Here is a 26,584-nt window from a genome sequence, read left to right as displayed (position 1 = left end):
GCGTATCCGAGTAAGCCGCCCGCCCTTCTTTTCGCCTTGCGCCTCCCGCCACGGGAATCGAGATGTTTGAAAACCTAGACCTGCAAAAGCTATTACTTGGCCGCCTATCCCTGGAGGCGATCCCCTACCATGAACCGATCCTGGTGGTGACGTTCATCTTCGTGGCCATCGGCGGCCTTGCGCTGCTGGGCGCGCTGACCTACTTCCGCGTCTGGGGCTACCTGTGGCGCGAGTGGTTCACCAGCATCGACCACAAGAAGATCGGCATCATGTATATCGTGCTGGCGATCATCATGCTGCTGCGCGGCTTCGCCGACGCCATCATGATGCGGCTGCAGCAGGCCGTCGCCTTCGGCGACTCGACAGGCTACCTGCCGCCGCACCACTACGACCAGATTTTCACGGCGCACGGGGTCATCATGATCTTCTTCGTGGCCATGCCGCTGGTCACGGGCCTGATGAACTACATCGTGCCGCTGCAGATCGGCGCGCGCGACGTGTCCTTCCCCTTCCTGAACAACTTCAGCTTCTGGATGACGGTGGGCGGCGCGGTGCTGGTGATGACCTCGCTGTTCATCGGCGAGTTCGCGCGCACCGGCTGGCTGGCCTATCCGCCGCTGTCCGGCATCCTGCAGAGTCCGGACGTAGGGGTGGACTACTACATCTGGGGATTGCAGGTGGCGGGCCTCGGGACATTGCTATCGGGCATCAATTTGATGGTGACCATCATCAAGATGCGCGCGCCCGGCATGGGCCTGATGAAGATGCCCATCTTCACCTGGACGTCGCTGTGCACCAACGTGCTGATCGTGGCCGCCTTCCCCATCCTGACGGCGGTGCTCGCGCTGCTGGCGCTGGACCGCTACGCCGGCACGAACTTCTTCACGAACGACTTCGGCGGCAACCCGATGATGTACATCAACCTCATCTGGATCTGGGGCCATCCGGAGGTGTACATCCTGATCCTGCCGGCCTTCGGCGTGTTCTCGGAAGTCGTGTCCACCTATAGCGGCAAGCGCCTGTTCGGCTACGCGTCGATGGTGTACGCCACGGTCGTGATCACGGTGCTGTCCTATCTGGTGTGGCTGCATCACTTCTTCACCATGGGTTCGGGGGCGAGCGTCAACTCGTTCTTCGGCATCACCACGATGATCATCTCCATCCCGACCGGGGCGAAGATTTTCAACTGGCTGTTCACCATGTACCGCGGCCGCATCCGTTTCGACGTGCCGATGCTGTGGACGGTGGGCTTCATGGTGACCTTCGTCATCGGCGGCATGACCGGCGTGATGCTGGCCGTCCCCCCGGCCGACTTCGTGCTGCACAACAGCCTGTTCCTGATCGCTCACTTCCACAACGTGATCATCGGCGGCGTGCTGTTCGGCATGTTCGCGGGCATCAACTACTGGTTCCCCAAGGCCTTCGGCTTCAAGCTGGACGAGTTCTGGGGCAAGTGCTCGTTCTGGTTCTGGCTGGTGGGCTTCTGGGTGGCCTTCGCGCCGCTGTACGTGCTGGGCCTGATGGGCGTGACCCGCCGCATGAACCACTTCGACGATCCCTCGCTGCAGATCTGGTTCGTGATCGCCGCCATCGGCGCCGGCCTGATCGCCATCGGTATCGCCTGCTTCCTGATCCAGATCTACGTCAGCTTCCGCCGCCGCGAGCAACTGCGCGACGTGACGGGCGATCCCTGGAACGGCCGTACGCTGGAATGGTCGACCTCCTCGCCCCCGCCCGCCTACAACTTCGCCTTCACCCCGCAGATCCACGAGGGCGATGCCTGGTGGCAGATGAAGCAGCGCGGCGCCCAGCGGCCGACGCAAGGATTCATTCCCATCCATATGCCGAAGAACACGGCCGCCGGCATCATCATCGCCGGACTGTGCACGGCATTCGGTTTCGGCATGATCTGGCACATGTGGCTGCTGGTGATCGTCTCTTTCGTCGGCGCCATCGCCGCGGCGATCATCCACAGCTTCAACTACAAGCGTGATTACTACATTCCCGCGGACGAAGTCGTTCGCACCGAGGCCGAGCGTACCCGTCTGCTAGCGAACCATGTCTAAAGCCACCGTCCTGACCCAACCCGGCGCCGCGGCGGCGCCGGAAGACCTCCGTTTCTACCTGACGGAGGAGCACCATCCGAAGAACGGCACCCTGCTGGGCTTCTGGATCTACCTGATGAGCGATTGCCTCATCTTCGCCAGCCTGTTCGCGGTGTACGGCGTCCTGGGCCGCAGCTACGCGGCCGGCCCGTCCGGCGCCGATCTGTTCGACCTGCCGCTGGTGGCGCTGAACACCTCCATGCTGCTGCTGTCGTCCATCACCTATGGCTTCGCCATGCTGGAGATGAACCGCAACCGCGTGGGCGCCACGCAGATGTGGCTGCTGATCACCGGCCTGTTCGGCGCTGCGTTCATCGGCCTGGAACTGTACGAATTCGCGCACCTGATCCACGAAGGCAACGGCCCGGGCCGCAGCGCTTTCCTGTCGTCCTTCTTCACCCTGGTGGGCACGCACGGGCTGCACGTCACCAGCGGCATCATCTGGCTGATCACGCTGATGGTGCAGGTCGGCCGCCATGGCCTGACGTCCGCCAACAAGCGCCGCCTGATGTGCCTGTCGATGTTCTGGCACTTCCTGGACGTCGTCTGGATCGGCGTATTCACCTTTGTCTATCTGATGGGAGTGCTGCCATGAGCACGCATAACGGTACGCTGGCCCATGGCGATCACGACCACGGCCACGATCATCACGACGATCACGACGACGGCGCCGCGCACGGCACCTTCAAGGGCTACATGACGGGTTTCATCCTGTCGGTCATCCTGACGGCCATCCCGTTCTGGGTGGTCATGGACAAGGTATTCGACCAGTCCAGCACGACCGCCATGGTCATCCTGGGCCTGGCGGCGGTGCAGATCGTGGTGCATATGATCTACTTCCTGCACATGAATGCCCGCTCCGAAGGCGGCTGGACCATGCTGGCGCTGATCTTCACCGTGGTCATCGTCGTCATCACGCTGGCGGGCTCCTTGTGGGTCATGTATCACCTGAACGTGAACATGATGCCGTCCATGACCGACATGAAGAACATGCCGTAAGGATGGCCCACGGTCCGTCGAACACCGCCCTGCCCGACGCCGACACCGGCGGCGGGCGCCGCCCGGCAGTCCTGATCTGCATGGCGGTCGTGGCGGTGTTGCTTTTTGCGGGCTTCTGCGCGCTGGGCACCTGGCAGGTGCACCGTCGCGCGTGGAAACTGGACCTGATCGCGCGCGTGGAGCAGCGCGTGCATGCGCCGGCCCAGCCCGCGCCAGGGCCGCAACGCTGGCCCGCCGTCACCGCCGACAGCGATGAATACCGCCATGTCTTCCTGCGCGGCCGCTACGACTACGGCAAGGAAACGCTTACCCAGGCCAGCACCGAGCTGGGCAGCGGCTACTGGGTGATTACGCCGCTGCTGCGGGACGACGGCACCACCGTGTTGGTCAACCGCGGCTTCGTGCCGGGCGACCAGCGCGGCGATATCGCCCATCCCGAAGCCGCCGCGCGCGACGGCGTCACCGTCACGGGGCTGCTGCGCATCAGCGAGCCTGGCGGGGGTTTCCTGCGCCATAACGATCCCGCCGGCAACCGGTGGTATTCGCGCGACGTCCAGGCGATAGCCGCGGCGCGCGGGCTGGCCGATACCGCGCCCTATTTCGTCGATGCCCAGGCCGCGCCCGGCGCGGAGCCCGGCGCCTGGCCCCGGGCCGGCATGACCGTCATCGCCTTCCACAACAGCCACCTGGTCTACGCGGTCACCTGGTACGCGCTGGCCCTGATGGTCGCCGGCGCCGCCTTCTACACCGTGCGCGAAGAGCGCCGCCAGCAGCGGACGCGGCGCCCATGATCACGGCCGGCCGGCGCCGGTACGACACCACCGGCCACAAGAACATGCAGCAGCTGATCACGCTGCGCTGGATCGCCGTACTGGGACAGATCGCCACCATCTACGTCGTCGTAATGGGCTTCGGCGTGCCACTGCCGCTGAACTACATGGTGCCCGTCCTGGGCGGGCTCATCGCCTTCAATATCGTCGGCATGCTGCGCCTGCAGCTGGCGCCGGTAGTCAGCAATACCGAATTGCTGGTAGCGATGCTGGTGGACCTGGTGGCGCTCACCGCCCAGCTCTACCTGAGCGGGGGCGCCACCAACCCTTTCGTTTTCCTGTACCTGGTACAGGTGACGCTGGGCGCCGTGCTGCTCAAGCCGTGGAGCACGTGGATGCTGGTCATCGTCACGACGCTCTGCTTCATGCTGCTGGCCGCCGCGGGCCGGCCATTGACGCTGCCGCTGGACCACGGCAACGGCCTGGCCAGCCTGTACGTGCAAGGCATGCTGATCTGCTTCGCCCTGAACGCATCGCTGCTGGTGGTGTTCATCACCCGGATCAATGGCAATCTGCGGGCGCGCGACGCCCACCTGGCGGATCTGCGCCAGCGCGCCGCCGAAGAAGAACATATCGTCCGCATGGGCCTGCTGGCCTCCGGCGCGGCGCACGAACTGGGCACGCCGCTGGCGACCATGGCGGTCATCCTGGGGGACTGGCGCCATATGAGGCCTTTCAAGGACGATCCGCAATTGCTGCAGGAGATCGGCGACATGCAGGCGTCCGTGGCGCGCTGCAAGTCCATCGTGGGCGGCATCCTGCTGTCCGCCGGCGAAGCGCGCGGCGATTCGCCCGCCGAGACCACCGTCCATACTTTCCTGGATGACCTCGTGACGGAATGGCGCGCGACGCGCGGCTTCGACGAACAGCTGCGCTACGAAAACGGCTTCGGCCCGGATCTGCGCATCGTTTCGGATTCGGCGTTGAAGCAGATGATCTGCAATGTGCTGGACAATGCGCTGGAAGCGGCGCGCCGCGGCATCGCCCTGCACGTCAGCCGCGAGGACGACGCGCTGGTGCTGGAGGTGACCGACGACGGCCCCGGATTCGCGCCGCCGATGCTGGCCAGCTTCGGCAAGCCGTACCAGTCCAGCAAGGGCCGGCCAGGCGGCGGGCTGGGACTGTTCCTGGTGGTCAATGTCGCGCGCACCCTGGGCGGCACGGTGACCGCCGAGAACCGCGCCGAAGGCGGGGCCCGCGTGACGCTGCGGCTGCCGCTTTCGGCGATTACCTTGGACGAACAGGATGACCCCGCACCCGCTGCCTGAAGATGCCAACGACGACGCCGGCGCGGCCTCCGGGCAGGACGCGGCAAACGCGGATGCACCGGCCGCGGAACGGCTGCTGGTCATCGTCGAAGACGACGAGACCTTCGCGCGGACGCTGGGCCGGTCGTTCGAGCGGCGCGGCTACCGCGTGCTGCATGCGACCGGGCTGGAGGGGCTGCAGGCGCTGCTGCCCGACCATCGTCCCGACTATGCGGTCATCGACCTGAAGCTGAAGGGCGAGGCCTCCGGGCTGGCCTGCGTGCAGGCGTTGCATGAACATCACCCGCAAACCATCATCGTCGTATTGACCGGCTATGCCAGCATCGCCACGGCGGTCGAGGCGATCAAGCTGGGCGCGCGGCACTATCTGGCCAAGCCATCGAACACGGACGACATCGAACAGGCTTTCGGACGCGACGCCGGCGATATCGAAACCGAATTGAGCGACCGCCCCACGTCCATCAAGACGCTGGAATGGGAGCGGATACACGAAACCCTGGCGGCGACCGGCTTCAATATCTCGGAGACGGCGCGGCGCCTGGGGATGCACAGGCGCACCCTGGCGCGCAAGCTGGAGAAACAGCGGGTGAAGTAAGCGGGGGGATGGCTCCGCGGCGCCAGGCGCGGATCAGTGCGTCATTCCGTCCCCCAGCCAGCGTCGCTTGTCCCGCAGCGGGGCGGACCCGAACAGGCGGCTGTACTCGCGGCTGAATTGCGAGGGGCTTTCGTAGCCCACCTGATGCGCCACCACCGCGACGTCGGCGTCGCCGGTGAACATCAGCCGCCGGGCTTCCTGCAAGCGCAGCTGTTTCTGGAACTGCAACGGGCTCATGGCCGTGACGGCCTTGAAATGATGATGAAAGGATGACGCGCTCATATGCGCGTGGCGCGCCAGTTCCTCGACCCGCAAAGGACGCACGTAGTGTTCGCGGAGCAAGCGTATGGCTCGCGCGATGCGCTGCGTATGGCTGTCCTTCTGCACCAGCTGGCGCAGCACCGCGCCCTGCCCGTTCATCAGCAGGCGGTAGAAGATTTCCCGCTTGATCATGGGCGCCAGCACCGGAATATCCACGGGTTCGTCCAGCAGCCGCAACAGGCGCAGCACGCCGTCGAGCAAGGTGTCCCCCAGCCGGTTCACATACAGGCCGCGCGTGGCTTCCGGCGCTGACGCCGGCGGCGCATTCACATCGCGGATCAACGCGTCTATCGCTTCGACGTCCAGATCCAGGCGCAGGCCCAGGTAAGGTTCGGTCGGGCTGCCCACCGTCACCTTGCCGATCACCGGCAGGTCCACCGACGACACCAGGTAATGCAAGGGGTCGTAGTCGTAGACTTCGTCGCCCACCAGCAGCCGCTTGGAGCCCTGCGCGATCAAGGCAAAGACCGGCAGCTGCAACGCATGCTGATGGCCGCGCTCGCTCGTCAGCCGATGCAGATACAGGCCCGGCACCGCGGTAGTCATCGAGCCTTCCAGCGTGCCGGTCAGCCGGATCAACCGATACAGGAGTTCACGCCGGGGGGCGTCGAAGGACGCGTCCGGCTCGTCCATCGCCGGCGCCGATTGCAGTGAGGAATCAGGTATCTCGTTCAGTCCCATGGTTCACCGAAGCGGATAGAGGTCCGCGCCGACCGTCCATGCGGACGCGCGGAATTTTGTGCAATGGAAGAATAGCGCCAGTTTCCTGTCAGGAGCGCGTCAACCACACTGCCGTCGTGGATCCCTGGAGGATTAGGCAGCAATCCAACAGGATCGAGCACCTGGGTCCCCTCCCGCGCGCGCATACTGCCCCGGTCCATCCACGCAGTGACCGGCGCATGTCCAGCGGACTGGACGTCGCGCGCCTTGCGTTTTCCAGAATCAGGAGCATCCCATGCGTTACAAGAAACTCGGCAGCACCGGCTTATTCGTGTCCGAACTGTGCCTGGGCACCATGACCTTCGGCGGCGAAGACGGCACCATGTGGGGACAAATCGGCAGCCTGGAGCAGAATGAAGTCGACAAGCTGGTCGGCGCCGCGCTGGACGCCGGCATGAATTTCATCGACACCGCGAATGTGTACTCCGGCGGACGTTCCGAAATCCTGACCGGTCAGGCGCTGCGCAATTTGAAGGTGCCTCGCGAAAACGTGGTGGTCGCCTCCAAGGTCATGGGCGAAACCGGCACGCGCGGCGTCAATTCCCGCGGGCTGTCGCGCTATCACATTATCGAAAGCGTCAAGGCGTCGCTCAAGCGCATGCAACTGGACCATCTGGACCTGTACCAGGTGCACGGCTTCGACCCGGCCACGCCTATCGAAGAAACGCTGCGCGCGCTGGACACCCTGGTGCAACATGGCCACGTCCGCTATATCGGCGTGTCCAACTGGGCCGCATGGCAGATCATGAAAGCGCTGGGCATTTCGGAGCGGCTGGGACTGGCGCGCTTCGAATCGCTGCAGGCGTACTACACGATCGCCGGCCGCGATCTGGAACGGGAGATCGTGCCCCTGCTGCGCAGCGAAGGCGTCGGCCTGATGGTCTGGAGTCCGCTGGCGGGCGGCCTGTTGAGCGGCAAGTATGCCCGCGACAAACAAGGCGAAGAAGGCGGCCGCCGCACCACTTTCGATTTTCCCCCGGTAAACCGCGATCGCGCCTTCGATTGCGTCGATGCGATGCGCGCCATCGCCGAGGCGCACAACGCGTCAGTGGCGCAGATTGCCCTGGCATGGCTGCTGCATCAACCCGCGGTAACGACGGTAATCGTGGGAGCCAAGCGTATCGAGCAGTTGCATGACAATATCGGCGCTGTCGCGATCAAACTCAGTAGCGATGAGTTGGCGACGTTGGCCGAGGTCAGCGCGCTGCCGCCGGAGTATCCGGGCTGGATGCTCGAACGGCAGGGCGGCGTACGCCGCCATCTGATCGAGCAAGGCACCCTGGACTGAAAGCCCCCGGCTTAACGACATCGGGTTCGAGGGGATCGAGTGAAGCGCGCCGCCATGATGGCGGCGTGGCCGCCATGCGCCGGTTTCAACGGTGGTTTCAATACACCGCGACCGCGGGCGGAGTCACCACGGAGATCCGCTGTTCAGTCTTGTACCGCTCCAGCGCCTGCATCCCGGCGGCCGCGGCCTCGGACGCGGATTCGCACGCTTCATCGCTCGCGACCAGCGTGCCTTTCCCCTGTTCCTTCGATAGCGCGAGATAGATATACCAGCCATACCCCGAGGCGGACTCATCCACGTCCAGCGTCAGGCGATATCCCTCGCCTATCGTCATATACAGTTCCATGTTCTCCCCTTTTCGCAATGCATTTCTATAGCATGCGCGCGACCACGGCCGGAACCCGCGAAACTTCCCTATTGACTTGGCCGCACAACGGGTGCTCGTATCCCAGCGTTTAATTCGCGTGCGCTAGCGTCCATCTCCGATGTGTTGTTGTCAAGCGATCACCAGCGCAATATGGCAACGCAGGATGCTGATTTTTCGTTTTCTTTCGAAACAATCCTCCGCGCTCGCCGCGACCGAAGAGTGGTAGCGTTACGCGTCGTCGCGATTTATCAGCTTTGCCCCTGGTAAGTCAGACGACCACACGTGCTTGTTTTGCCACGGCTTCGGCCGTGGCTTTTTCGTTTGTGTCGCGCCATCGTTTTGCAACTAGTCGCAATAAGTAGCCGTTCTGCAACGACCCTGCCGCGGCTTGCGTGCCACGACCACGCCCACCTACTTATACTTTGCCGCGCTTTACCCCGGCACCCGCGCTGGAGGCAATGATCCCACCGTGCCATGGCCGGCCGGCGTCCGAGCCGCCCTATGCGCCCGCGCGGCGTCGCCCCAAAGCTACATACCATGCGCCCCCTGCGGGACGGGCGGCGCCATTCGGCGCCCGCCATTGAGCTGCTCCACACACGCTGGCGCAGCCCGGGATTACCGCGATCGAAGATGAGGTTCAAGTGCAAAGAGTAGGAAGCGTCGTGATCGTCGATGATCACCCCATGATCCGCTTCGCGGTCAGAACGATACTGGAACAGAACGGCTGGGACGTCGTGGCGGAAGTCTCCACCGGCGTCGACGCATTGACCGCGGCGCGCGAACATCGTCCGGATCTGATCGTGCTGGATATCGGCATTCCAAAAATGGACGGACTGATGGTGATCAGCCGCCTGCGCGCCGACGGCCGCGATCACAAGCCGGGCATCGTCGTTCTGACCGCGCAGAATCCCGACCATCTGGCCGCGCGCTGCCTGCATGCGGGGGCCTCCGGGTTCGTGTACAAGGGCAAGGAGCTGCAGGAACTGGTCAGCGCCGCGAAGGCGGTGCTGCAAGGCAACACCTACTTTCCCACGGTGGCGCTGCACCCCAGCGGCGAGCGCGGCACCGCCATGAGCGAAGCAGCGTTGATCGAGCAACTGTCCGATCGCGAACTGGTGGTGCTGCAGCATCTGGCGCGCGGCGCATTGAACAAGACCATCGCCGCCACGCTGATGCTCAGCGAAAAAACGGTCAGCACGTACAAGAGCAGACTGCAGGAAAAACTGAACGCCGCCACGCTGCTCGAACTTACCGATATCGCCAGGCGCAACGGCCTGGTGTGACGGCATGAGGGGGGCCATGCTAAGCCGGGCGGCATGGATTTCGGCATTCCTGCTGCTGGCCTGCAGCGCCGACGCGGCGCCCACGCCGTACGACGATGACGGCGCCCCCGCGTGGATAAGCGCGATGCTCGAAGAACAACTGATGCTGCTGGACCCCGTGCTCGGCGCCAGCATGCTTGCCGGCACGATGCTGGCCGGATGGAACAGCCATCTGCGGCGGCAGATCGCCAAGCGAGTACGGGAAGAGCGCGCCTTGCGGGCCGCCGCGCAATCGGCCGAATCGGCCTGCCGCGCCAAGAGCGATTTCCTGGCGGTCGCCAGCCACGAGATCCGCACGCCGCTCCATGCCGTGGCCGGCATGCTGGAGCTGGGCTTGAAGGAAGCCGCCGCGGGACAGGATGTGCAGGACCACCTGCGCGTCGCGCACGGCGCGGCGCAGGGGCTGCTCGATCTGATACGCGACATCCTCGATCTGGAGAAAATGGATTGCGGCAAGCTCGAATTGCTGCCGCAGCGGACCAATCTGCGCGCGCTGACGCAATCGGTGGTGCAGGTCTTCCAGGGCATGGCGCGCGACAAAGGTCTGCCGCTGCGCTTCGAGGCCGACGACGAGGTCGATGCCGATGTGCTCGTCGATCCCATGCGTGTCAGGCAGATTCTTTCGAATCTGATCAGCAATGCGGTGAAATTCACCCGTGCCGGACACGTCACGGTGCGGCTGCGCGCGCGGCGTACGGACACCATGCGTTTGGCGGTATCCCTACAGGTGATGGATACCGGCATCGGCATCAGCGCGGCCGACCAGCGCAAACTGTTCGCGCCCTATACCCAGACTTCCGACGGCGCGCGCGTCCACGGCGGCAGCGGGCTGGGCCTGAATATCGCCAGGCGGCTCGCCGCCTTGATGGACGGCACGCTGCGTCTGGATAGCGTGCCGGGCCGCGGTTGCACGGCGCGCTTCGATTTCCAGGCGGACATCGTTGCTACCCGGCCCGAGATGCACACGGCGTCCCAGCGGGGTGGCGATGACGCGCTGCCGCTGCAGATACTGGTGGCGGACGACAACCCGCCCAGCCGCCTCCTGCTGCGCAAGCAATTGGAATATCTGGGTCACCAGGTCGTGCAGGCCTGCAGCGGCCGCGCCGCGTGGCGGCTGTGGCGACCCGGCGCATATCATTTGGTTATTACCGACTGCAATATGGCCGAGGGTAGCGGCTACGATCTGGCGCGCCGGATACGCGGGGCCGAATCTACGCTGGGCGTGGCGCCTTGCAGCATATGGGCCTATACCGCCGGCACGGAGCAGGACGAGATGGCGCGCTGTACGGATGCCGGCATGGATGCCTGCCTGTTCAAGCCTGTGAGCCTGCCCGAATTACAGCGGCGGCTGTCGGCCACGCCGCGCACGCATGCGAACCTGCACGACGCGTGGCGGCAAGGACTGCGTTTCGATCCTGGGGCGATCGAAACGCTGGCGGCGGGCGATAGCGCGATTGCCGACCGCTTCCTGGCGGCGTTACGCGAAACCAGCGAGCAGGATGCCGCGGCGTTGCGCCAGGCATTGGACCGCCGGGATCCCACGGCCGCCGGCGATGTGCTGCATGCGCTGACGGGCGTTGCGCGCATGATAGGCGCCACGGTGCTGGCGGACACTTGTGTCGCGGCACAGCAGGCATTGGCGCGCGACGGGGTGGCGGCCGCGGCCGACGCCTGCCGGATCGCGCAGGAAGAGCTGTCGCTATTGACGCGGTCGGTGCGCGCCTGGACCGAGGGCGGGCCGTGAGCGGTCCAGCAGCCTGCCCGCCAGGCACTTACGGACTAGCAGCGTGACCGCGGTGATGCGGCAGGCATTGCCTTCAGGCCTGATCGCCCCAGGCCGAGGCCGGCACGAACACGCTGCCGGCCATCAGGCGCCGCGCGCTGCGGCTCAAGGTGACCTTGGTGACTTCCCAACGGCCTTCCTGCTGCCGTGCCTCGGCGCCGACGCGCAGGCGGCCGGACGCATGACCGAAGCACAGCGTATCGCGCGCGCCGCCCAGGATACGGCTGACGATGGTGCCGGGCACCGCCGCGGCGGCCGCGATGGCGACCGCGCCGGTGCCGGTCATCGCGTGATGCAATTGCCCCATCGACATGATGCGCGCCGCGATGTCGATCGTCGCCGCATCCACCGGCGCGCCGCTGGACGCGACGTAGCTGGTGGGCGGGCCGAAGAAAGCCAGTTTCGGCGTATGCTGCCGCGTCGCCGTCGCTTCGGCCGCCGTGCGCGCCGCGCCCATCGCCACGGCGGCGTGCGCGCGCACCAGCTCCATGCGCGCGAGCAGCGCCGCATCGCCATTGATGCGAGCCTGCGTTTCCGTGCCGGTCAGGCCCAATGCCGCCGCATCGACCAGTACCGCCGGATTCCCCGCATCGATCAGCGTGGCTTCGATGGCGCCGACCCCCGGCACGACTATTTCATCGATGCTGCGTCCGGTGGGAAACATGCCGCCGCCCTCGGCATCGCCGCCGGCTCCTGGATCCAGGAAGGTCAATGGAATTTCCGCCGCCGGAAAAGTGACCCCATCCAGCTCGAAATCGCCGAGTTCCTGGACCTGGCCATCCCGCATCGGCACCTGGGCAATGATGCGCCGCTGAATGTTCGCCTGCCAGATGCGTACGGTGGCTATCCCGTCGGAGGGCGCCTGCACCAGGCCGCGATGTATCGCGAAGGGCCCGACCGCGGAGGTCAGATTGCCGCAGTTGCCGCTCCAGTCGACCAGCGGCTGTCCGATGGCAACCTGGCCGAACCAGTAATCCACGTCGCAGTCGGGCCGCGCGCTTCTGCCCACGATCACGACTTTACTGGTGCTTGAGGTCGCGCCGCCCATGCCGTCGATCTGTTTGCCGTAGGGATCGGGGCTGCCTGCCACGCGCAGCAGCACCGCGTCGCGCCGCGCGGGATCGGCGGGCAGATGCTCCGGCAGGAAGAACACGCCCTTGCTGGTGCCGCCACGCATGTATAACGCGGGGATCTCTATCTGTTTGCCTGCCGTATTCATGCCCATTCCAATCGAAGCTGCCATGCCGATGGCCGGAAGACGCGCGGTAACAGGGCTTGCCAGGACCGCGCGGCGGCGGCACGATGTTACCGCCGTGCGCGCCGCGCGTAAAAGCGCCGCGCACGGCATAAGTCTTGCCGCGTCGCGCCCCTGGCCCCGCCACGCCGCCGCGGCCCTGGATCTCACCTCGAATCGATCCGGTCGGCATGCCCCGCGGCCGGATGGTTTGCTTGCGCCGGGCGCGACGCCCGGCAAGGAGCCGGTACGATGACGCTCTCCCAACCCCCTCTGCAAGCCGCGCAAGACCAGTCGCTCAGCGAGCAGGAATTGCAAGCCATGCATGCTTATTGGCGGGCTTGCAATTATCTTGCGGCGGGCATGATCTACCTGCGGGCCAATCCGCTGCTGCGCGAGCCTCTGCAGGCGGATCATTTCAAACGCCGCCTGCTGGGGCACTGGGGGTCGGACCCCGGGCAGTCCTTCACCCTGGTGCACTTGAACCGGGTCATCCGCCAGCGCGATGCGAACGTCATGTTCATTTCCGGCCCCGGACACGGCGCCCCCGCCACGCTGGCGCACGCCTATCTGGAAGGCCGCTACAGCGAAATCTACCCGGACCGCAGCCAGGACGAAGCGGGCATGCAGCGCTTCTTCCAGCTGTTTTCCTTTCCCGGCGGCATCGGTTCGCATTGCACGCCCGAAACGCCGGGATCCATCCATGAAGGCGGCGAGCTGGGCTACAGCCTGTCGCATGGCTATGGCGCGGTCTTCGACAACCCGGACCTGGTCGCCGCCGTCATGATCGGCGATGGCGAGGCCGAGACCGGCCCGCTGGCCACGTCCTGGCATTCCAACAAATTCCTGAATCCGGTGCGCGATGGCGCGGTGCTGCCCATCCTGCACCTGAACGGCTACAAGATCGCCAATCCCACCATCCTGGCCCGCATCCCGCGGCAGGAACTGGAAGCCCTGCTGACAGGCTACGGCCATCACCCTTATTTCGTCGAAGGCGACGAGCCGCAGGCCATGCATCGCGCCATGGCGGCCACGGTGGATCGCTGCTTCGACGAGATCCAGGCCATCCAGCGCCGCGCTCGCGAAGAAGGCGACCTGGAGCGGCCACGCTGGCCCATGATCGTATTGCGCAGCCCCAAGGGCTGGACGGGGCCGCGCATGGTCGACGGCCATCGCGTGGAGGGCTATTGGCGCGCGCATCAGGTGCCGGTGGCCGATCCCGCCAGCAATCCGGAAAACCTGAAGGTGGTCGAGGACTGGCTGCGCGGCTATCGGCCGGAGGAACTGTTCGACGAAAACGGCGCGCCCATGCCCTTCCTGCGGGCGCTCGCCCCTGAAGGCGACCGCCGCATCAGCGCCAATCCGCACGCCAACGGCGGCCTGCTGTGCAAAGCGCTCGACATGCCCGACTTCCGCGACTACGCGGTGCCGGTCGCGGCGCCGGCCGCCAGCTATCTATCGCCGACGGAAGTCCTGGGCAAGTTCCTGCGCGACGTCATGGCGCGCAATATGACCAACTTCCGCCTGTTCGGTCCCGACGAGACCGCCAGCAACAAGCTGACGGCGGTCTACGAGGTGTCGCCCAAGACATGGATGGCGGAAACGCTGCCGGTGGACGAGGACGGCGGCGAACTGGCGCAGGACGGGCGCGTCATGGAAATGCTCAGCGAGCATACGCTGGAAGGCTGGCTGGAAGGCTATGTGCTGACCGGCCGCCACGGCTTCTTCGCCACCTACGAGGCCTTCGTCCACGTCATCGACTCCATGTTCAACCAGCATGCCAAATGGCTGGAGAAAGCCAAGCTAGAACTGAGCTGGCGCGCGCCGATTCCGTCGCTCAACCTGCTGATCACGTCCCTGGTCTGGCGCCAGGATCACAATGGATTCACGCACCAGGACCCCGGTTTCCTGGACGTCGTCTGCAACAAGAGCCCGGAAGTCGTGCGGGTCTATCTGCCGCCCGACGCCAACTGCCTGCTCAGCGTGGCCGACCACTGCCTGCGCACGCGCGACTACGTGAACGTGATCGTCGCCGACAAGCAGCCGCATCTGCAGTACCTGGACCGCGATGCGGCGATCAAGCATTGCACCAAGGGCATCGGCATCTGGGAATGGGCGTGCACGGACCAGGGCAGCGAGCCCGACGTGGTGATCGCCTGCGCGGGGGACGTGGCCACCATGGAAGCGCTGGCCGCCGTACAGATCCTAAAGGAGAAGTGCGAGGGCTTGAAGATCCGCTTCGTCAATGTGGTGGACCTGTTCCGCCTGATGCCGGATACCGATCACCCGCATGGCCTGTCGGACCGCGACTTCGATTCGCTGTTCACCACGGACAAACCGGTGATCTTCAACTTCCATTCCTATGCGACGCTGGTGCACAAGCTGACCTACCGCCGGCGCAATCACGAGAACATCCACGTGCATGGCTATCAGGAGAAAGGCAGCATCAACACGCCTTTCGAGCTGGCCATGGTGAACCAGATAGACCGCTTCCACCTGGCCATCGATGCCATCGACCGCGTACCGGCGCTGCGGACGCGCGGCGCGCACGTCAAGGAATGGCTGCGCGACCAGATCATCGTCCACATGGACCACGCGCATACCGAAGGCATAGACCGCGACGACATCCGCAACTGGAGGTGGCCGGCGTGAGCAGACCCCAACCGTCCATCCTGGTGCTCAACAGCGGGTCATCCTCGCTGAAATTCGCCTTGTTCCGGCGTGACGGCGGCGACGAAACGGCCATGGCGGAGGGCGCCGCCGATCACGTAGGGCGCGGCGACGGACACCTGCGCATACGCGATGCGAACGGCAAGACATTGGTCGAACAGGATCATGACATGCCCACGCAGGCGCATGCGCTGGACATCCTGGCGCGCACGCTGGCCGACGTAGGGCTCGGACCGCCCGCCGCCGTCGGGCATCGCATCGTGCATGGCGGCCCCCATCTGCGCGACCATCAGGCGCTGACGCCCGAGGTCATGGCGCAACTGCGCCAGGCCGTGCATTTCGCGCCGCTGCATATCCCGGTGGCCCTGAAGCTGGCCGAGCGCGCCCGCGCGCTGTGGCCGCAGGCAGGACAGTACGCCTGCCTGGACACGGCCTTCCACCAGACCATGCCCGCGCGCGCGGCGCGGCTGCCCTTGCCCGCCCGCTACGCCGATGCCGGGGTGGCGCGCTATGGCTTTCACGGGCTGTCGTACGAATCGCTGGTGCGCCGCCTGGGCAGCGACCTGCCGTCCAGGGCCGTGTTCGCGCACCTGGGTAATGGCGCCAGCCTGTGCGCGGTGCTGGACGGCAAGTCCATCGACACGTCGATGGGCATGACCCCCGCCGGCGGCATTCCCATGGGCTCGCGCAGCGGCGACCTGGATCCCGGCGTCATCCTGTACCTGATGCGAACGGACGCCCTGGACGCGGACAGCCTGGAAACGCTGATCAACCGCGAAAGCGGGCTGGCCGGCATGGCCGATGGCGAAAGCGATATGCAGGCGCTGCTGGCGCGCTGCGCGCGCGGCGACCCGCACGCGGCGCTGGCGGTGGACGTTTTCACGACGTCAGTCGGCAAGCAGATCGGCGCCTACGCGGCCCTGATGGGGGGCATCGATCTGCTGGTGTTCACCGGCGGCATCGGCGAGCATAGCGCGGAGATACGTCGGCGCATCGTGGCGCCGCTGGGCTTTCTCGGCATCGGGCCGGCCGTGCCCGGTCCGGCCGTCATGATCGTCCCCACGGAAGAAGAGCGGCAGATGGCGCGCCATTGCCGCGACCTGATGTCCCGAACCGGATGACCGCCGGCGGATGGCGCGGGCCATCGCGGACGGGCGGGCAACTGCACCGTATGCCGAAAGGGGGTACTGCGCCTGTACCGGCGCCCCGCGGCGGCGGTATGCTGGTCGCCACCACAACAGCGGGCTCGCGGACGCCCCGGGGAAAGCAAACATGTTCGGCCTGGATGCATTGACCCTGGCCCGGATACAGTTCGGGTTCACGATTTCCTTCCACATCATCTTTCCGGCGATCACGATAGGCCTGGCGAGCTATCTGGCCGTGCTGGAAGGACTGTGGCTGGCCACGCGCAAGGCGCTGTACCGCGACCTGTATCACTACTGGCTGAAGATCTTTGCCGTGAACTTCGGCATGGGCGTGGTGTCCGGCCTGGTCATGGCTTACCAGTTCGGCACCAACTGGAGCTACTTTTCCACATTCGCGGGCGGCATTACCGGCCCCTTGCTGGCGTACGAGGTGCTGACCGCCTTCTTCCTGGAAGCGGGCTTCCTGGGCGTCATGCTGTTCGGCTGGAACCGCGTCGGCCCGGGCCTGCACATGCTGTCCACCGTGATGGTGGCGATCGGCACCCTGATCTCCGCCACGTGGATACTGGCTTCCAACAGCTGGATGCAGACCCCGCAGGGCTACGAGATCATCGACGGCCGCGCGGTGCCGGTGGATTGGCTGCAGGTCATCTTCAACCCGTCTTTCCCCTATCGCCTGGCGCACATGGTGGTGGCGGCCTATCTGAGCACCGCGCTGCTGGTCGGCGCCGGCGCCGCCTGGCATCTACTGCGCGGCCAGGACTCGCCGGCGGTGCGCAAGATGCTGTCCATGGCCTTGTGGATGGCGCTGCTGGTGGCGCCCGTGCAGGCCTTGATCGGCGACATGCATGGCCTCAACACGCTGCAGCACCAGCCCGCGAAGATCGCCGCCATCGAGGGCCACTGGGAACAGCCCGCGCCCGGCGCGGGCGCCCCGCTGCTGCTGTTCGGCATTCCCGACATGGCCGAACAGGAGACCCGCTACAAGCTGGAGGTGCCGCGCCTGGGCAGCCTGATCCTGACGCACACCTGGGACGGCAAAGTGCCCAGCCTGAACGAGTTCGCGCCGGCCGACCGGCCCAACGCCACCGTCGTGTTCTGGACCTTCCGCGTCATGGTCGGGCTGGGCGTGCTGATGATTCTGCTGGGCTTGTGGGGACTGTGGCTGCGTCGCGGCCAGCGGCTGTACATGCATCGCGGCTTCCTGCGCTTCGCCCTGTATATGGGGCCGGCGGGCCTGGCCGCCATCCTGGCCGGCTGGATGACCACGGAAATCGGCCGCCAGCCCTGGGTCGTCTATGGCCTGATGCGCACGGCCGATGCCGTATCGCCGCATGGGGCGGGCCAACTGGGGTTCACGCTCGCGCTTTTCGTGGTCGTGTATTTCGTGGTGTTCGGTGCCGGCGTGGCCTATATGCTGAAGCTGATACGCAAGGGACCGCAGGGCGACCACGTCGGCAACGTGCCGCCCGATGGCGGGCCCGGCGAGGCGCACCATGCCATGCGGCCGCTGTCGGCGGCGCCGGACGATGCGCGCTTGCCGGCGGCCGCGCCGATGTCGGGGAGCTGAGCATGGGTATCGATCTTCCGCTGATCTGGGCCGTCATCATCCTGTTCGGCGTCATGATGTACGTCATCATGGACGGCTTCGACCTGGGCATAGGCATACTGTTTCCCTTCTTCCCCGCCAAGGAAGACCGCGACACCATGATGAACACGGTGGCGCCGGTGTGGGACGGCAACGAGACCTGGCTGGTCCTGGGCGGCGCCGGCCTGCTGGCCGCCTTCCCGCTCGCGTACAGCGTGGTGTTGAGCGCGCTCTACCTGCCCATCATCCTGATGCTGGTGGGGCTGGTATTCCGCGGCGTCGCCTTCGAGTTCCGCTTCAAGGCCAGCGATGAACATCGACACTGGTGGGACAAGGCCTTCATCTGCGGTTCGGTGCTGGCGACGTTTTTCCAGGGCGTAACGCTGGGCGCGTACATCGGCGGCATCCGCGTGGCCAACGGCGCGTACGCCGGCGGCGCCTTCGATTGGCTGACGCCGTTCAGCGTGTTCACCGGGATCGCGCTGCTGGCCGCCTATGCCCTGCTGGGCAGCACCTGGCTGGTCATGAAGACCGAGGATACGCTGCTGTCACGCGCCCGCGGCGTGGCGAGGGGCTCTGTCTGGGCGGTCCTGGCGGCCATCGTGGTGATCAGCGTATGGACGCCGCTGCTGGATCCCGGTATCGCCGAGCGCTGGTTCAGCCTGCCCAACCTGTTCTACTTCGCCCCGGTGCCCCTGCTGGTGTTGCTGTGCGTATACCTGCTGATCAGGACCGTGCGGCGCGATGCCCACGCTGCGCCTTTCATCTGCGCGCTGGGGCTGGTATTCCTGGGCTATACGGGGCTGGGCATCAGCGTGTGGCCGAACGTCATACCGCCGGGCGTGTCGATCTGGGACGCGGCGGCGCCGCCGCAAAGCATGGGATTCGCGCTGGTGGGCGCGCTGCTGATCGTGCCCATCATCCTGATGTACACCGCCTGGGGCTATTACGTGTTCCGCGGCAAGGTGCGGCGCGGCGAAGGCTATCATTGAGGCGGCTCGCCGCGCGGCCCATGCGTATGTGGAAACGACTTGCCTGGTTGATCGTCATCTGGGCCGCCAGCGTGGCGGTCCTGGGCGGCGTCGCGCTGCTCGTGCGCTGGACGATGCGCGCGGCCGGCCTGACGCCGCACTAGGCCTGGCGCTGCACCGATGCCGCACCGGGCCTCGCCGCACCGGGCCTGACACCGCACCAGGCCGCGCGGCCGGCCGGCGTACGAGGCCAATCGGCGTGCGGGGCCAGTCGGGTACGGGGCCGGCCTCAGGCCGGCGCCATGGCCTTGGCGAAATCGCTCTGGACGTAGTGCTCCAGGATTTCGCGGCCGGTGGCCAGCCATACGCCCTCATGGCGGCAGATGTACTCCAACGCCCCATCCAGGGCGCCGATCCGGTGCGGCAGGCCGGTCACGAAGGGATGAACCGCGATCGCCATGACGCGGCCCGACGTCTCCCCTTCGCGATACAGCACGTCGAACTGCCGCTTGATCATGGCTTCGAATTCCGGCACCGACACCTTCATGTCGTAGTAGGCCGGCACATCGTTGGTCTGCACGCTGTACGGGATGGACACCATGCGCGGCGAACCGACTTCCATGGTGTAGGGCTGATCATCGTTGACCCAATCGCAGACGTAGCGTATTCCCGCCTCGGACAGATATTCCAGCGACCGCCAGGTTTCCGACAGGGCGGGCGCCAGCCAGCCGACGGGACGCGTGCCGGACGCTTTTTCGATGCGGTCGATCATGTCGAAGATCGCCTGCCGCTCCTGCTCGGCAGGCATTTCGTCCAGGCGCACGGTGTTGGTCATGCCGTGCCCCAGGAATTCCCAGCCGCGACGCACGGCCTCGGCGATGATCTCGGGATGCTGGTCGCACACTTCGCTGTTCAGGGCCGCGCTGGCGCGTATGCCGTAGCGGCTCAGGGTATCCATCAGACGCCAGATGCCGACCCGGTTGCCGTAATCGCGCAGCGACCAGTTCCGCACATTGGGCACCTTGGCGGTATCGCGCGGCACCCGCTCGTTCAGGCGGCCGGGCATGACGTCATCCAGACCGAAGAACTCGACATTGGGATTCACCCACAATGCGACGCGCGCACCGCCGGGCAAGGCGAACCGGGGGCGGGCCGGCATGGGAATATAGGGGAAAGGGCCATAACGGCGGGGCTGCATGTACTGTCCTTGACGTTGTCGATGGCCGGCCCTGGCGATGGGGCCTTCAATTGCTCGACCTTGATTATGCGCCCTTGGCTATTCGGCCTTGATTCCGGCGGCCTCGATAACCTGCCGCCATTTGGCGGTCTCGGCCTTCAGCATGGCGTCGAACTCTTGCGGCGTATCCTTGACGACATCCTGGCCCATGCCGGCGAACGTCTTCTGCACGTCCGGACGGTCCAGCACCTTTTGCAAGGCGGCGTTCAGCCGGTTGACGATGGGCGCGGGGGTGCCGGCGGGCGCCACGATGCCGTTCCAGGTAATGGCGGTATAGCCTTTCACGCCGGCTTCCATCATCGTCGGCACGTCGGGCAAGGCGGGCGAGCGCGTCGGGCCCGTGACCGCCAGCGCGCGCAGCTTGCCGGCCTTGACCTGGGGCACCGCCAGGGGCAGGACATTGAACATCAATTGCACCTGCCCGCTGATCAGATCGTTGGTGGCCGCGGGGCCGCCGCGGTAGGGCACGTGCGTCAGCTTTACGCCCGCATCGCGTTCGAACAGCGCGCCGGCCAGATGCAGCGAAGTGCCGATGCCCGAAGAGGCATAGTTCAATTCGCCCGGATGTTCTTTCGCGTAGTCGATCAACTGCGCCACGGTATGGACGGGCAGGGCCGGATTCACCACCAGCACATTGGGTACGCTACTGACCATTCCGACGGCGGTGAAATCCTTGGCCGGATCGAAGGGCAGGTTTTCATACAGGCTGGCGTTGGTCGCCAGGCCAGGCGCGGCCATCAGCAGCGTATAGCCGTCTGGCGGGGACTTCGCCACCATGTCCATGCCCAGGTTGCCGCCGGCGCCGGGCCGGTTGTCGACGATGACGGGCTGGCCCAGTTCTTCCGCCAGGCCTGGCGTCACGGTGCGCAAAACGACATCCGCGCCACCGCCCGCCGGAAAGCCCAGCACAATCCTGATCGGGCGTTCCGGATAGGCGTTGGCCACACTGCTGCATGCCGCCAGGCATAGCCAGGCGATTAGACGACGCACTTTCATGACTTCTCCTGTCAGGTGGCGGAAGATCCCGCGTCCGAGCGCTGCGGAGGTTCCCAAAAAAACTCGGCGGTGTACTGGTACCTGTCTTCCCGGAAGAAGTTGTCGGTCCAGCGTATGGGACGCCCGTCCTGCAGATAGGTGGACGCCTGGACGTGCATAACCGGATCGCCCAGGCCGATATGCAGCAGGTTGGCCACATGGGTTTCCGCGCGCGCCACCGAGATGGTGTGTACGCTCTTCGCGACCTTCAGATCGAAGTCATTCCACATAATGTCATGCAGACTGCGATGCGGGAACTGGTCCATCGCCCCCTGCATGATGGCGGGCAAATAGCTTTCCACGACGGAAAGCGGTTCGCTATCCAGATAGTGGACACGGATCAGCTTGAGGATGGGATCGCCTTCGCCAAGCCCGAGAAAAGCGGCGATCGCGCCGCGCGCGGCCGTCATTTCGGTGGACACCACGCGCGGATCGCTGTCCAGGCTTGCGTGCAGGGGGTCCGATAGATTGCTGACGTATTTGGTGCGAGTCGGTTCGCCGACGCGACGCGTACCCACGCCGCGCTGGCTGCTCAACAAGCCTTCGCGCTTGAGCTGGCTGAGCGCATGGCGCACCGTCGTACGGCTGACGCCGAACTCGCGGCACAGCGCCTGCTCGGTCGCCAGATGGTTGCCCTGGCCCCAATCCCCTGCTTCGATCCTGCGGCGTAACACCTGTGCGATCTGGTGATAAATCGGCACGCCGGCCGATAAAGTATGCGTCGACATTTGTATTAGCTTTATAACGATCGGTCCAACACAATGCCGCAAAAATACTCGACGCGCCGCACAAAGCCAAGCCCAAGTTCGTGCTCGAATGGAAATCGCGCGTTACCGCGGGCAGATGCGCCAAGCATTCGGATTGTCGACATTTCCAGTTTATTTCGCGGTGGCGGTACAGCCGCCCCGCGGCACACGCGCCGCGCGCGCTGCGCGCGCTCGGCCGTGAGACCAGGCTATTTTATTTGAGCGGTCATGCCATTTCCCCCGCGCCGCCATGAGCCTGCCCGCGTGCGACGTCGCGCAAGATTACGCTTGCGTCGCCCTGTACCATGCAGTACAGTCAATACCGATCGGTACAAGCAATCGGCTTTCGTCGTTCCGAGCCCCGGTCGGGCATGCGGCCGCGCGTGCCGTTTTCGCCGCTTCGGCATATTCCTTTTCAGGTGCCCCCATGACCACACGTCCCCCGCTTCCGCCGTTTTCCCATGAATCCGCTATTCAAAAGGTCCGGCTCGCCGAAGACGGCTGGAATAGCCGCAATCCAGAAAAGGTATCGCTGGCCTACACGGAAGACACGGTTTGGCGCAACCGCGCCGAATTCGTCAACGGGCGAGCGCAGGTGGTCGAATTTCTGACCCGCAAATGGCGCAAGGAACTGGACTACCGCCTGATCAAGGAATTGTGGGCGCATGACGGCAACCGCATCGCGGTGCGCTATGCCTATGAATGGCATGACGATTCCGGCAATTGGTATCGTTCTTATGGCAATGAAAACTGGGAATTCGATGACGCGGGGCTGATGCGCTTCCGTCATGCCTGCATCAACGATCTGCCCATTCAGGAATCGGAACGGAAATTCCATTGGCCGCTGGGCGCGCGCCCAGCCGACCACCCTGGGTTGAGCGACCTGGGACTTTAATCAACACACTGGGGCGCCAACGCAAGGCACCCCGATCGCGAGCATCCATGCCAAAAACCGTTGCGGAGCGCCAGGACGTCATCCCCGCCCTGGCCGAAGTATTCCGCCACTATGGATATGAAGGGGCCAGCCTGGCCCGCATTACCGCGGGCACCGGCCTGGGCAAAGGCAGCCTGTATCACTTCTTTCCCGGCGGCAAGGAAGAAATGGCGGCGGCCGTGCTCGCGCATATCGATGACTGGTTCCAGCGCAACGTCTACGCGCCGCTGCGCCAAGCGCAATCCGTCCGCGACGGCGTCACGGCGATGTTCGATGAAGTCTCGCGCTATTTCCTGTCGGGCCGCAAAGTCTGCCTGGTGGGCGTGTTCGCATTGGGCAATGAGCGCGACCGCTTCGCGCAGGCGGTGTCGTCGTACTTTCGCGATTGGACCGACGCGCTGGCCGCGGCGTTGCAAAAAGGCGGGCTGGCCCACGCCGGGGCGCGCGCGCTGGCGGAAGAAATCGTCGGCGGCATCCAGGGCGGCCTGGTCCTGGCACGGGCGCTGAATGATCCGCAAGTCTACGGCCGCATGATGCGCGGCCTGCGTGACCGTACCCTGGGCGGGCTTGGCGCCGCGGGAGCGAAGCCGGCGCGGCGCTAGAAAGCATGAAGGCCGCGGCGCGGGTGCCCGCGCCGTTGATCGCGGGGCTGGCGGCGAATCATTCCGCGGCGGCGCCGGCGGCCGCGGCTATTCCCCAAACAAATTGCGCTGGATCTGATCCAGGTGTTCGATCATCAAGGCGGCGGCCTGCCCCGCATCGCGGTCGCGCAATGCATTCACCATCGCGCGATGCTGCCGCTCGTACTGCGCGCGCCGTGCCGGGGTCAGCGAATTGCGCTTGAGCCGGCCCCATTCGCCCTGTTCGCGCACCTGGTTCATCAAGTCCAGGATCCGCATGAAAAAGGCATTGTGCGTCGCCACCGCGAAAGCCTTGTGCAGGGCGCCGTCCCAATATTCAAAATCTTCTATCGTCGACGCGGCTTCGGATTGCTCCAGGCATTCGGCCATCACGGCGAAGTCCGAGGCGGTGGCATTGCGCGCGATCATGCCTGGCAGCAGCGGTTCGATCAGGCGGCGCGCCTCCATCAACTCAGCCGGGCTGACATTGCCATCGAGGTGCGGCAGGGCATGCTCGCGCGCCATGGCTTCGGCCTGTTCAGACACGAAAGTACCGCTGCCCACCGACTGCGTGATCAAACCACGCTCGCGCAGCTCCGCCAGTACGCGCCGCACCGAACCGCGCGAGGCGCCGAAACGGGTACTGAGCTCGCGTTCCGGCGGCAGCTTGACGCCGGCCCTGAGACGGCCGCCCAGGATCTCGTCGCGCAGGTGGCGCGCCAGCGCCTTGGCCCCTGGCGAGCGTAGCGACGTTTCCGGTTCGGCGGCGTGGGCGGTGGTCTTCGTATCCATGCGCGGAGCTTAAAGAAAGAGGACCAATTGGTCAAATATTTCCGCTAAAACCGCCTTGCATTCGATCCATATTGGTTCTACATTACGGCCTGTTTTTACCAATTGGACTATGGAGTCGTCATGAAATTCGCCCAGCTTTCCTATCAGGGCCAGCGTACGATCGCGGTTGTGGATACCGACAAAGGCCAGTTCTGGCCCGTCTCGGAGCTCGCGCCGGGCTTTGCCGGTGACATGGTCCAATTGGTACAGCAATATGAGCAGCTGAAATCCAAGCTCACCCCGACGGGGGCCGGCAAGCCCCTGGACCAGGCCAAGGTGCTGGCTCCCATCGATCAGCCCCGCCGCAACATTTTCTGCGTCGGCAAGAACTATCACGAGCACGCCGCCGAGTTCAGCAAGTCGGGCTTCGACAGCAGCGCGAAGGAAGGCGAACACGCACCGGAAGCGCCGGTCGTCTTCACCAAGCCGGCCAGCACCGTTATCGGCCCCGGCGACAAGATCCCGCCCCATGCGGAAGTCGCGAAGCAGTTGGATTACGAGGTCGAGCTGGCCATCGTGATCGGCAAGCCGGGGCGCGGCATCAAGAAGGCCGATGCCTTCAAGCATATCTTCGGCTACACCATCGTCAACGATTTCACCGCCCGCGATCTGCAGAAGCTGCACCGCCAATGGTTCCTGGGCAAATCGCTGGACGGCTTCTGCCCGATGGGGCCGTACGTGGTGACCAACGACGCGGTGGATGCCACCAACCTGGACGTCAAGTGCTGGGTCAATGGCGAACTGCGCCAGAACTCGAATACCTCACTGTTGATTTTCGACATTCCCACCTTGATCGAAACGATTTCGGCGGGCATTGAATTGCAGCCGGGCGATGTCATCGCCACGGGCACCCCGGCCGGCGTGGGCATAGGCTTCAACCCGCCTAAGTTCGTCAAATCGGGCGACGTGATGCGGATGGAAATCCAGGGCATAGGCGTATTGGAAAACGCCGTCGCCTGACGCGGGCAAGACGCTACTCTTCGAGGAGACAACAATGAAAACCTTCCTGCGCGGCCTGGCGGCCGCCGGCCTGTTCGCCTGCGCGGCGCTGGGTGCGTACACCCCCGCGGTGGCGGCGCCCTACCCCAATCACCCGGTCACCATCATCGTGCCGTTCGGCGCCGGCGGGTCGGCCGACGTCTATGCGCGCGTGCTGGCGCAGCACCTGGGCCAGGAGACGGGGCAATCCTTCGTCGTCGAAAACCGTCCCGGCGCGGGCGCGGTCATCGGCACGCAGTTCGTGGCCAAGTCCGCTCCGGACGGCTACACGCTGTTGATGATGTCCAATACGCAGACGGTCAACGAAACGCTGCTGAACAACAAGCCGTACGACCTGATGCGCGACTTCACGGCGGTGGCGCCGGTGAACGAGGCGCCGCTGGTGCTGGTGGTGCGCGATGGCCTGCCGATCCAGAGCGTGCAGGAACTGATCAAGGCCGCCAAGGCCAAGCCGGGGCAACTGAACTACGCATCGTCCGGCACCGGTACGCCGTATCACATGGCCGGCGAGCTGTTCAAAAGCCTGGCCGGCGTGAACATCGTGCATATCCCCTACAAGAGCAGCGGCGGCGCTCGCACGGACGTGCTGGGTGGACAGGTCGACATGATGTTCGATGCGGTCAGCACGATGACGGATCTGATCCAGACCAAAAAGGTGCGCGCGCTGGCCACCACGGGCAATGAGCGCTCCAGCGTGCTGCCCGACGTGCCGACCATGGCGGAGGCCGGCGTGCCGGGCTATACCGCCACCATCTGGCTGGGCCTGCTGGCTCCCAGGAACACGCCCAAGGACGTGGTGGATTTCCTGAATGCCAAAATTGCAAAAATCGTCAGCGATCCGCAGATCACGGCGGTATGGGCCAAGAGCGGCGTAACGCCGATGAAGATGTCGCCGGAGCAATTCACCGAGTTCCTGAAGGGCGACATCGACAAGTGGGGCAAGATCGTCAAATCGGCGAACATCAAGGTGGATTGA

The 26,584-nt window shown here is 65.1% G+C and carries 25 protein-coding genes; 18 read left to right on the top strand and 7 right to left on the bottom strand.

The window, feature by feature from the left end; genetic code table 11:
- Window positions 1–62 precede the first annotated feature (62 nt).
- The 6 genes from cyoB to ACNA0R_RS22350 are packed head-to-tail and all read left to right on the top strand — an operon-like array spanning window position 63 to window position 5,797.
- The gene (gene cyoB, locus ACNA0R_RS22375; protein ID WP_415828274.1) at window positions 63–2,066 is read left to right on the top strand and encodes a cytochrome o ubiquinol oxidase subunit I; all 2,004 of its coding nucleotides are present in this window, start codon (window positions 63–65) and stop codon (window positions 2,064–2,066) included.
- Window positions 2,059–2,700, top strand: a complete 642-nt coding sequence (gene cyoC, locus ACNA0R_RS22370) for a cytochrome o ubiquinol oxidase subunit III (RefSeq protein WP_415828273.1) — start codon at window positions 2,059–2,061, stop codon at window positions 2,698–2,700. Before cyoB ends, cyoC begins: the two co-directional genes overlap by 8 nt.
- Window positions 2,697–3,104, top strand: a complete 408-nt coding sequence (cyoD, locus tag ACNA0R_RS22365; protein WP_415828272.1) for a cytochrome o ubiquinol oxidase subunit IV — start codon at window positions 2,697–2,699, stop codon at window positions 3,102–3,104. Before cyoC ends, cyoD begins: the two co-directional genes overlap by 4 nt.
- 2 nt (window positions 3,105–3,106) lie before the next feature.
- Window positions 3,107–3,895, top strand: a complete 789-nt coding sequence (locus ACNA0R_RS22360) for an SURF1 family protein (protein ID WP_415828271.1) — start codon at window positions 3,107–3,109, stop codon at window positions 3,893–3,895.
- Window positions 3,892–5,202, top strand: coding sequence for an ATP-binding protein (locus tag ACNA0R_RS22355; RefSeq protein WP_415828270.1), 1,311 nt, complete (start codon window positions 3,892–3,894; stop codon window positions 5,200–5,202). The genes ACNA0R_RS22360 and ACNA0R_RS22355 overlap by 4 nt, the downstream gene beginning before the upstream one ends.
- Complete coding sequence (locus ACNA0R_RS22350; RefSeq protein WP_415828269.1) at window positions 5,180–5,797, top strand: response regulator transcription factor; 618 nt, start codon at window positions 5,180–5,182, stop codon at window positions 5,795–5,797. The genes ACNA0R_RS22355 and ACNA0R_RS22350 overlap by 23 nt, the downstream gene beginning before the upstream one ends.
- Window positions 5,798–5,830: 33 nt before the next feature.
- Here ACNA0R_RS22350 and ACNA0R_RS22345 read toward each other — a convergent pair whose 3' ends face one another.
- Window positions 5,831–6,751, bottom strand: coding sequence for an AraC family transcriptional regulator (locus tag ACNA0R_RS22345; protein WP_415828268.1), 921 nt, complete (start codon window positions 6,749–6,751; stop codon window positions 5,831–5,833).
- A gap of 322 nt (window positions 6,752–7,073) precedes the next feature.
- Between ACNA0R_RS22345 and ACNA0R_RS22340 the strand changes: the two genes are divergently transcribed.
- A complete protein-coding gene (locus ACNA0R_RS22340) occupies window positions 7,074–8,126 on the top strand; it encodes an aldo/keto reductase (protein ID WP_415828267.1) in 1,053 nt (350 codons plus the stop codon).
- Between the two features lie 97 nt (window positions 8,127–8,223).
- Here the strand turns inward: ACNA0R_RS22340 and ACNA0R_RS22335 are convergent, their stop codons facing one another.
- A complete protein-coding gene (locus tag ACNA0R_RS22335) occupies window positions 8,224–8,472 on the bottom strand; it encodes a hypothetical protein (RefSeq protein ID WP_415828266.1) in 249 nt (82 codons plus the stop codon).
- A 662-nt stretch (window positions 8,473–9,134) separates the two neighbouring features.
- Here ACNA0R_RS22335 and ACNA0R_RS22330 point away from each other — a divergent pair.
- On the top strand, window positions 9,135–9,776 hold the full coding sequence (locus ACNA0R_RS22330) for a response regulator (protein WP_415828265.1): 642 nt from the start codon (window positions 9,135–9,137) through the stop codon (window positions 9,774–9,776).
- A gap of 16 nt (window positions 9,777–9,792) precedes the next feature.
- Entirely contained in the window at window positions 9,793–11,559 is a 1,767-nt protein-coding gene (locus tag ACNA0R_RS22325) for a sensor histidine kinase (protein ID WP_415828264.1), read from the top strand.
- A 73-nt stretch (window positions 11,560–11,632) separates the two neighbouring features.
- Here the strand turns inward: ACNA0R_RS22325 and prpF are convergent, their stop codons facing one another.
- Window positions 11,633–12,817, bottom strand: a complete 1,185-nt coding sequence (gene prpF / locus ACNA0R_RS22320; protein ID WP_415828263.1) for a 2-methylaconitate cis-trans isomerase PrpF — start codon at window positions 12,815–12,817, stop codon at window positions 11,633–11,635.
- A 267-nt stretch (window positions 12,818–13,084) separates the two neighbouring features.
- On the opposite strand from prpF, the gene ACNA0R_RS22315 reads away from it, so the two are divergent.
- From ACNA0R_RS22315 to ACNA0R_RS22295, 5 genes are all read left to right on the top strand, one after another.
- Complete coding sequence (locus tag ACNA0R_RS22315; RefSeq protein ID WP_415828262.1) at window positions 13,085–15,484, top strand: phosphoketolase family protein; 2,400 nt, start codon at window positions 13,085–13,087, stop codon at window positions 15,482–15,484.
- Window positions 15,481–16,623 carry an acetate/propionate family kinase gene (locus ACNA0R_RS22310; protein WP_415828261.1) on the top strand — a complete coding sequence of 381 codons (1,143 nt, stop codon included), beginning with the start codon at window positions 15,481–15,483 and terminating at the stop codon, window positions 16,621–16,623. The genes ACNA0R_RS22315 and ACNA0R_RS22310 overlap by 4 nt, the downstream gene beginning before the upstream one ends.
- A 151-nt stretch (window positions 16,624–16,774) precedes the next feature.
- On the top strand, window positions 16,775–18,217 hold the full coding sequence (locus tag ACNA0R_RS22305; RefSeq protein ID WP_415828260.1) for a cytochrome ubiquinol oxidase subunit I: 1,443 nt from the start codon (window positions 16,775–16,777) through the stop codon (window positions 18,215–18,217).
- A gap of 2 nt (window positions 18,218–18,219) precedes the next feature.
- The gene (gene cydB / locus ACNA0R_RS22300; protein WP_415828259.1) at window positions 18,220–19,227 is read left to right on the top strand and encodes a cytochrome d ubiquinol oxidase subunit II; all 1,008 of its coding nucleotides are present in this window, start codon (window positions 18,220–18,222) and stop codon (window positions 19,225–19,227) included.
- A gap of 26 nt (window positions 19,228–19,253) precedes the next feature.
- Window positions 19,254–19,370: a DUF2474 domain-containing protein gene (locus tag ACNA0R_RS22295; RefSeq protein ID WP_415828258.1), complete on the top strand. Its 117-nt coding sequence runs from the start codon at window positions 19,254–19,256 to the stop codon at window positions 19,368–19,370.
- A 125-nt stretch (window positions 19,371–19,495) separates the two neighbouring features.
- On the opposite strand, the gene ACNA0R_RS22290 is transcribed toward ACNA0R_RS22295, so the two are convergent.
- From ACNA0R_RS22290 to ACNA0R_RS22280, 3 genes are all read right to left on the bottom strand, one after another.
- Window positions 19,496–20,404, bottom strand: coding sequence for a polysaccharide deacetylase family protein (locus ACNA0R_RS22290; RefSeq protein WP_415828257.1), 909 nt, complete (start codon window positions 20,402–20,404; stop codon window positions 19,496–19,498).
- A 78-nt stretch (window positions 20,405–20,482) separates the two neighbouring features.
- A complete protein-coding gene (locus tag ACNA0R_RS22285; protein WP_415828256.1) occupies window positions 20,483–21,439 on the bottom strand; it encodes a tripartite tricarboxylate transporter substrate binding protein in 957 nt (318 codons plus the stop codon).
- 11 nt (window positions 21,440–21,450) lie between these two features.
- Complete coding sequence (locus tag ACNA0R_RS22280) at window positions 21,451–22,206, bottom strand: GntR family transcriptional regulator (protein WP_415828255.1); 756 nt, start codon at window positions 22,204–22,206, stop codon at window positions 21,451–21,453.
- 445 nt (window positions 22,207–22,651) lie between these two features.
- Between ACNA0R_RS22280 and ACNA0R_RS22275 the strand changes: the two genes are divergently transcribed.
- Together ACNA0R_RS22275 and ACNA0R_RS22270 are read left to right on the top strand one after the other, a co-directional pair.
- Entirely contained in the window at window positions 22,652–23,119 is a 468-nt protein-coding gene (locus tag ACNA0R_RS22275; RefSeq protein ID WP_415828321.1) for a nuclear transport factor 2 family protein, read from the top strand.
- A gap of 47 nt (window positions 23,120–23,166) precedes the next feature.
- Window positions 23,167–23,760 (top strand): TetR/AcrR family transcriptional regulator, encoded by a 594-nt coding sequence (locus tag ACNA0R_RS22270; RefSeq protein ID WP_415828254.1) that lies wholly within the window; start codon window positions 23,167–23,169, stop codon window positions 23,758–23,760.
- Between the two features lie 87 nt (window positions 23,761–23,847).
- Here ACNA0R_RS22270 and ACNA0R_RS22265 read toward each other — a convergent pair whose 3' ends face one another.
- A complete protein-coding gene (locus ACNA0R_RS22265; protein WP_415828253.1) occupies window positions 23,848–24,570 on the bottom strand; it encodes a FadR/GntR family transcriptional regulator in 723 nt (240 codons plus the stop codon).
- Window positions 24,571–24,690: 120 nt separating this feature from the next.
- On the opposite strand from ACNA0R_RS22265, the gene ACNA0R_RS22260 reads away from it, so the two are divergent.
- Together ACNA0R_RS22260 and ACNA0R_RS22255 are read left to right on the top strand one after the other, a co-directional pair.
- Window positions 24,691–25,569 (top strand): fumarylacetoacetate hydrolase family protein, encoded by an 879-nt coding sequence (locus ACNA0R_RS22260; protein ID WP_415828252.1) that lies wholly within the window; start codon window positions 24,691–24,693, stop codon window positions 25,567–25,569.
- 34 nt (window positions 25,570–25,603) lie between these two features.
- Window positions 25,604–26,584 carry a Bug family tripartite tricarboxylate transporter substrate binding protein gene (locus tag ACNA0R_RS22255; RefSeq protein ID WP_415828251.1) on the top strand — a complete coding sequence of 327 codons (981 nt, stop codon included), beginning with the start codon at window positions 25,604–25,606 and terminating at the stop codon, window positions 26,582–26,584.

It is taken from the genome of Bordetella sputigena (assembly GCF_965137885.1).
Classification (GTDB): Bacteria; Pseudomonadota; Gammaproteobacteria; order Burkholderiales; family Burkholderiaceae_B; genus Bordetella_C; species Bordetella_C sputigena.
This window is presented reverse-complemented; position numbering and strand designations above follow the sequence as displayed.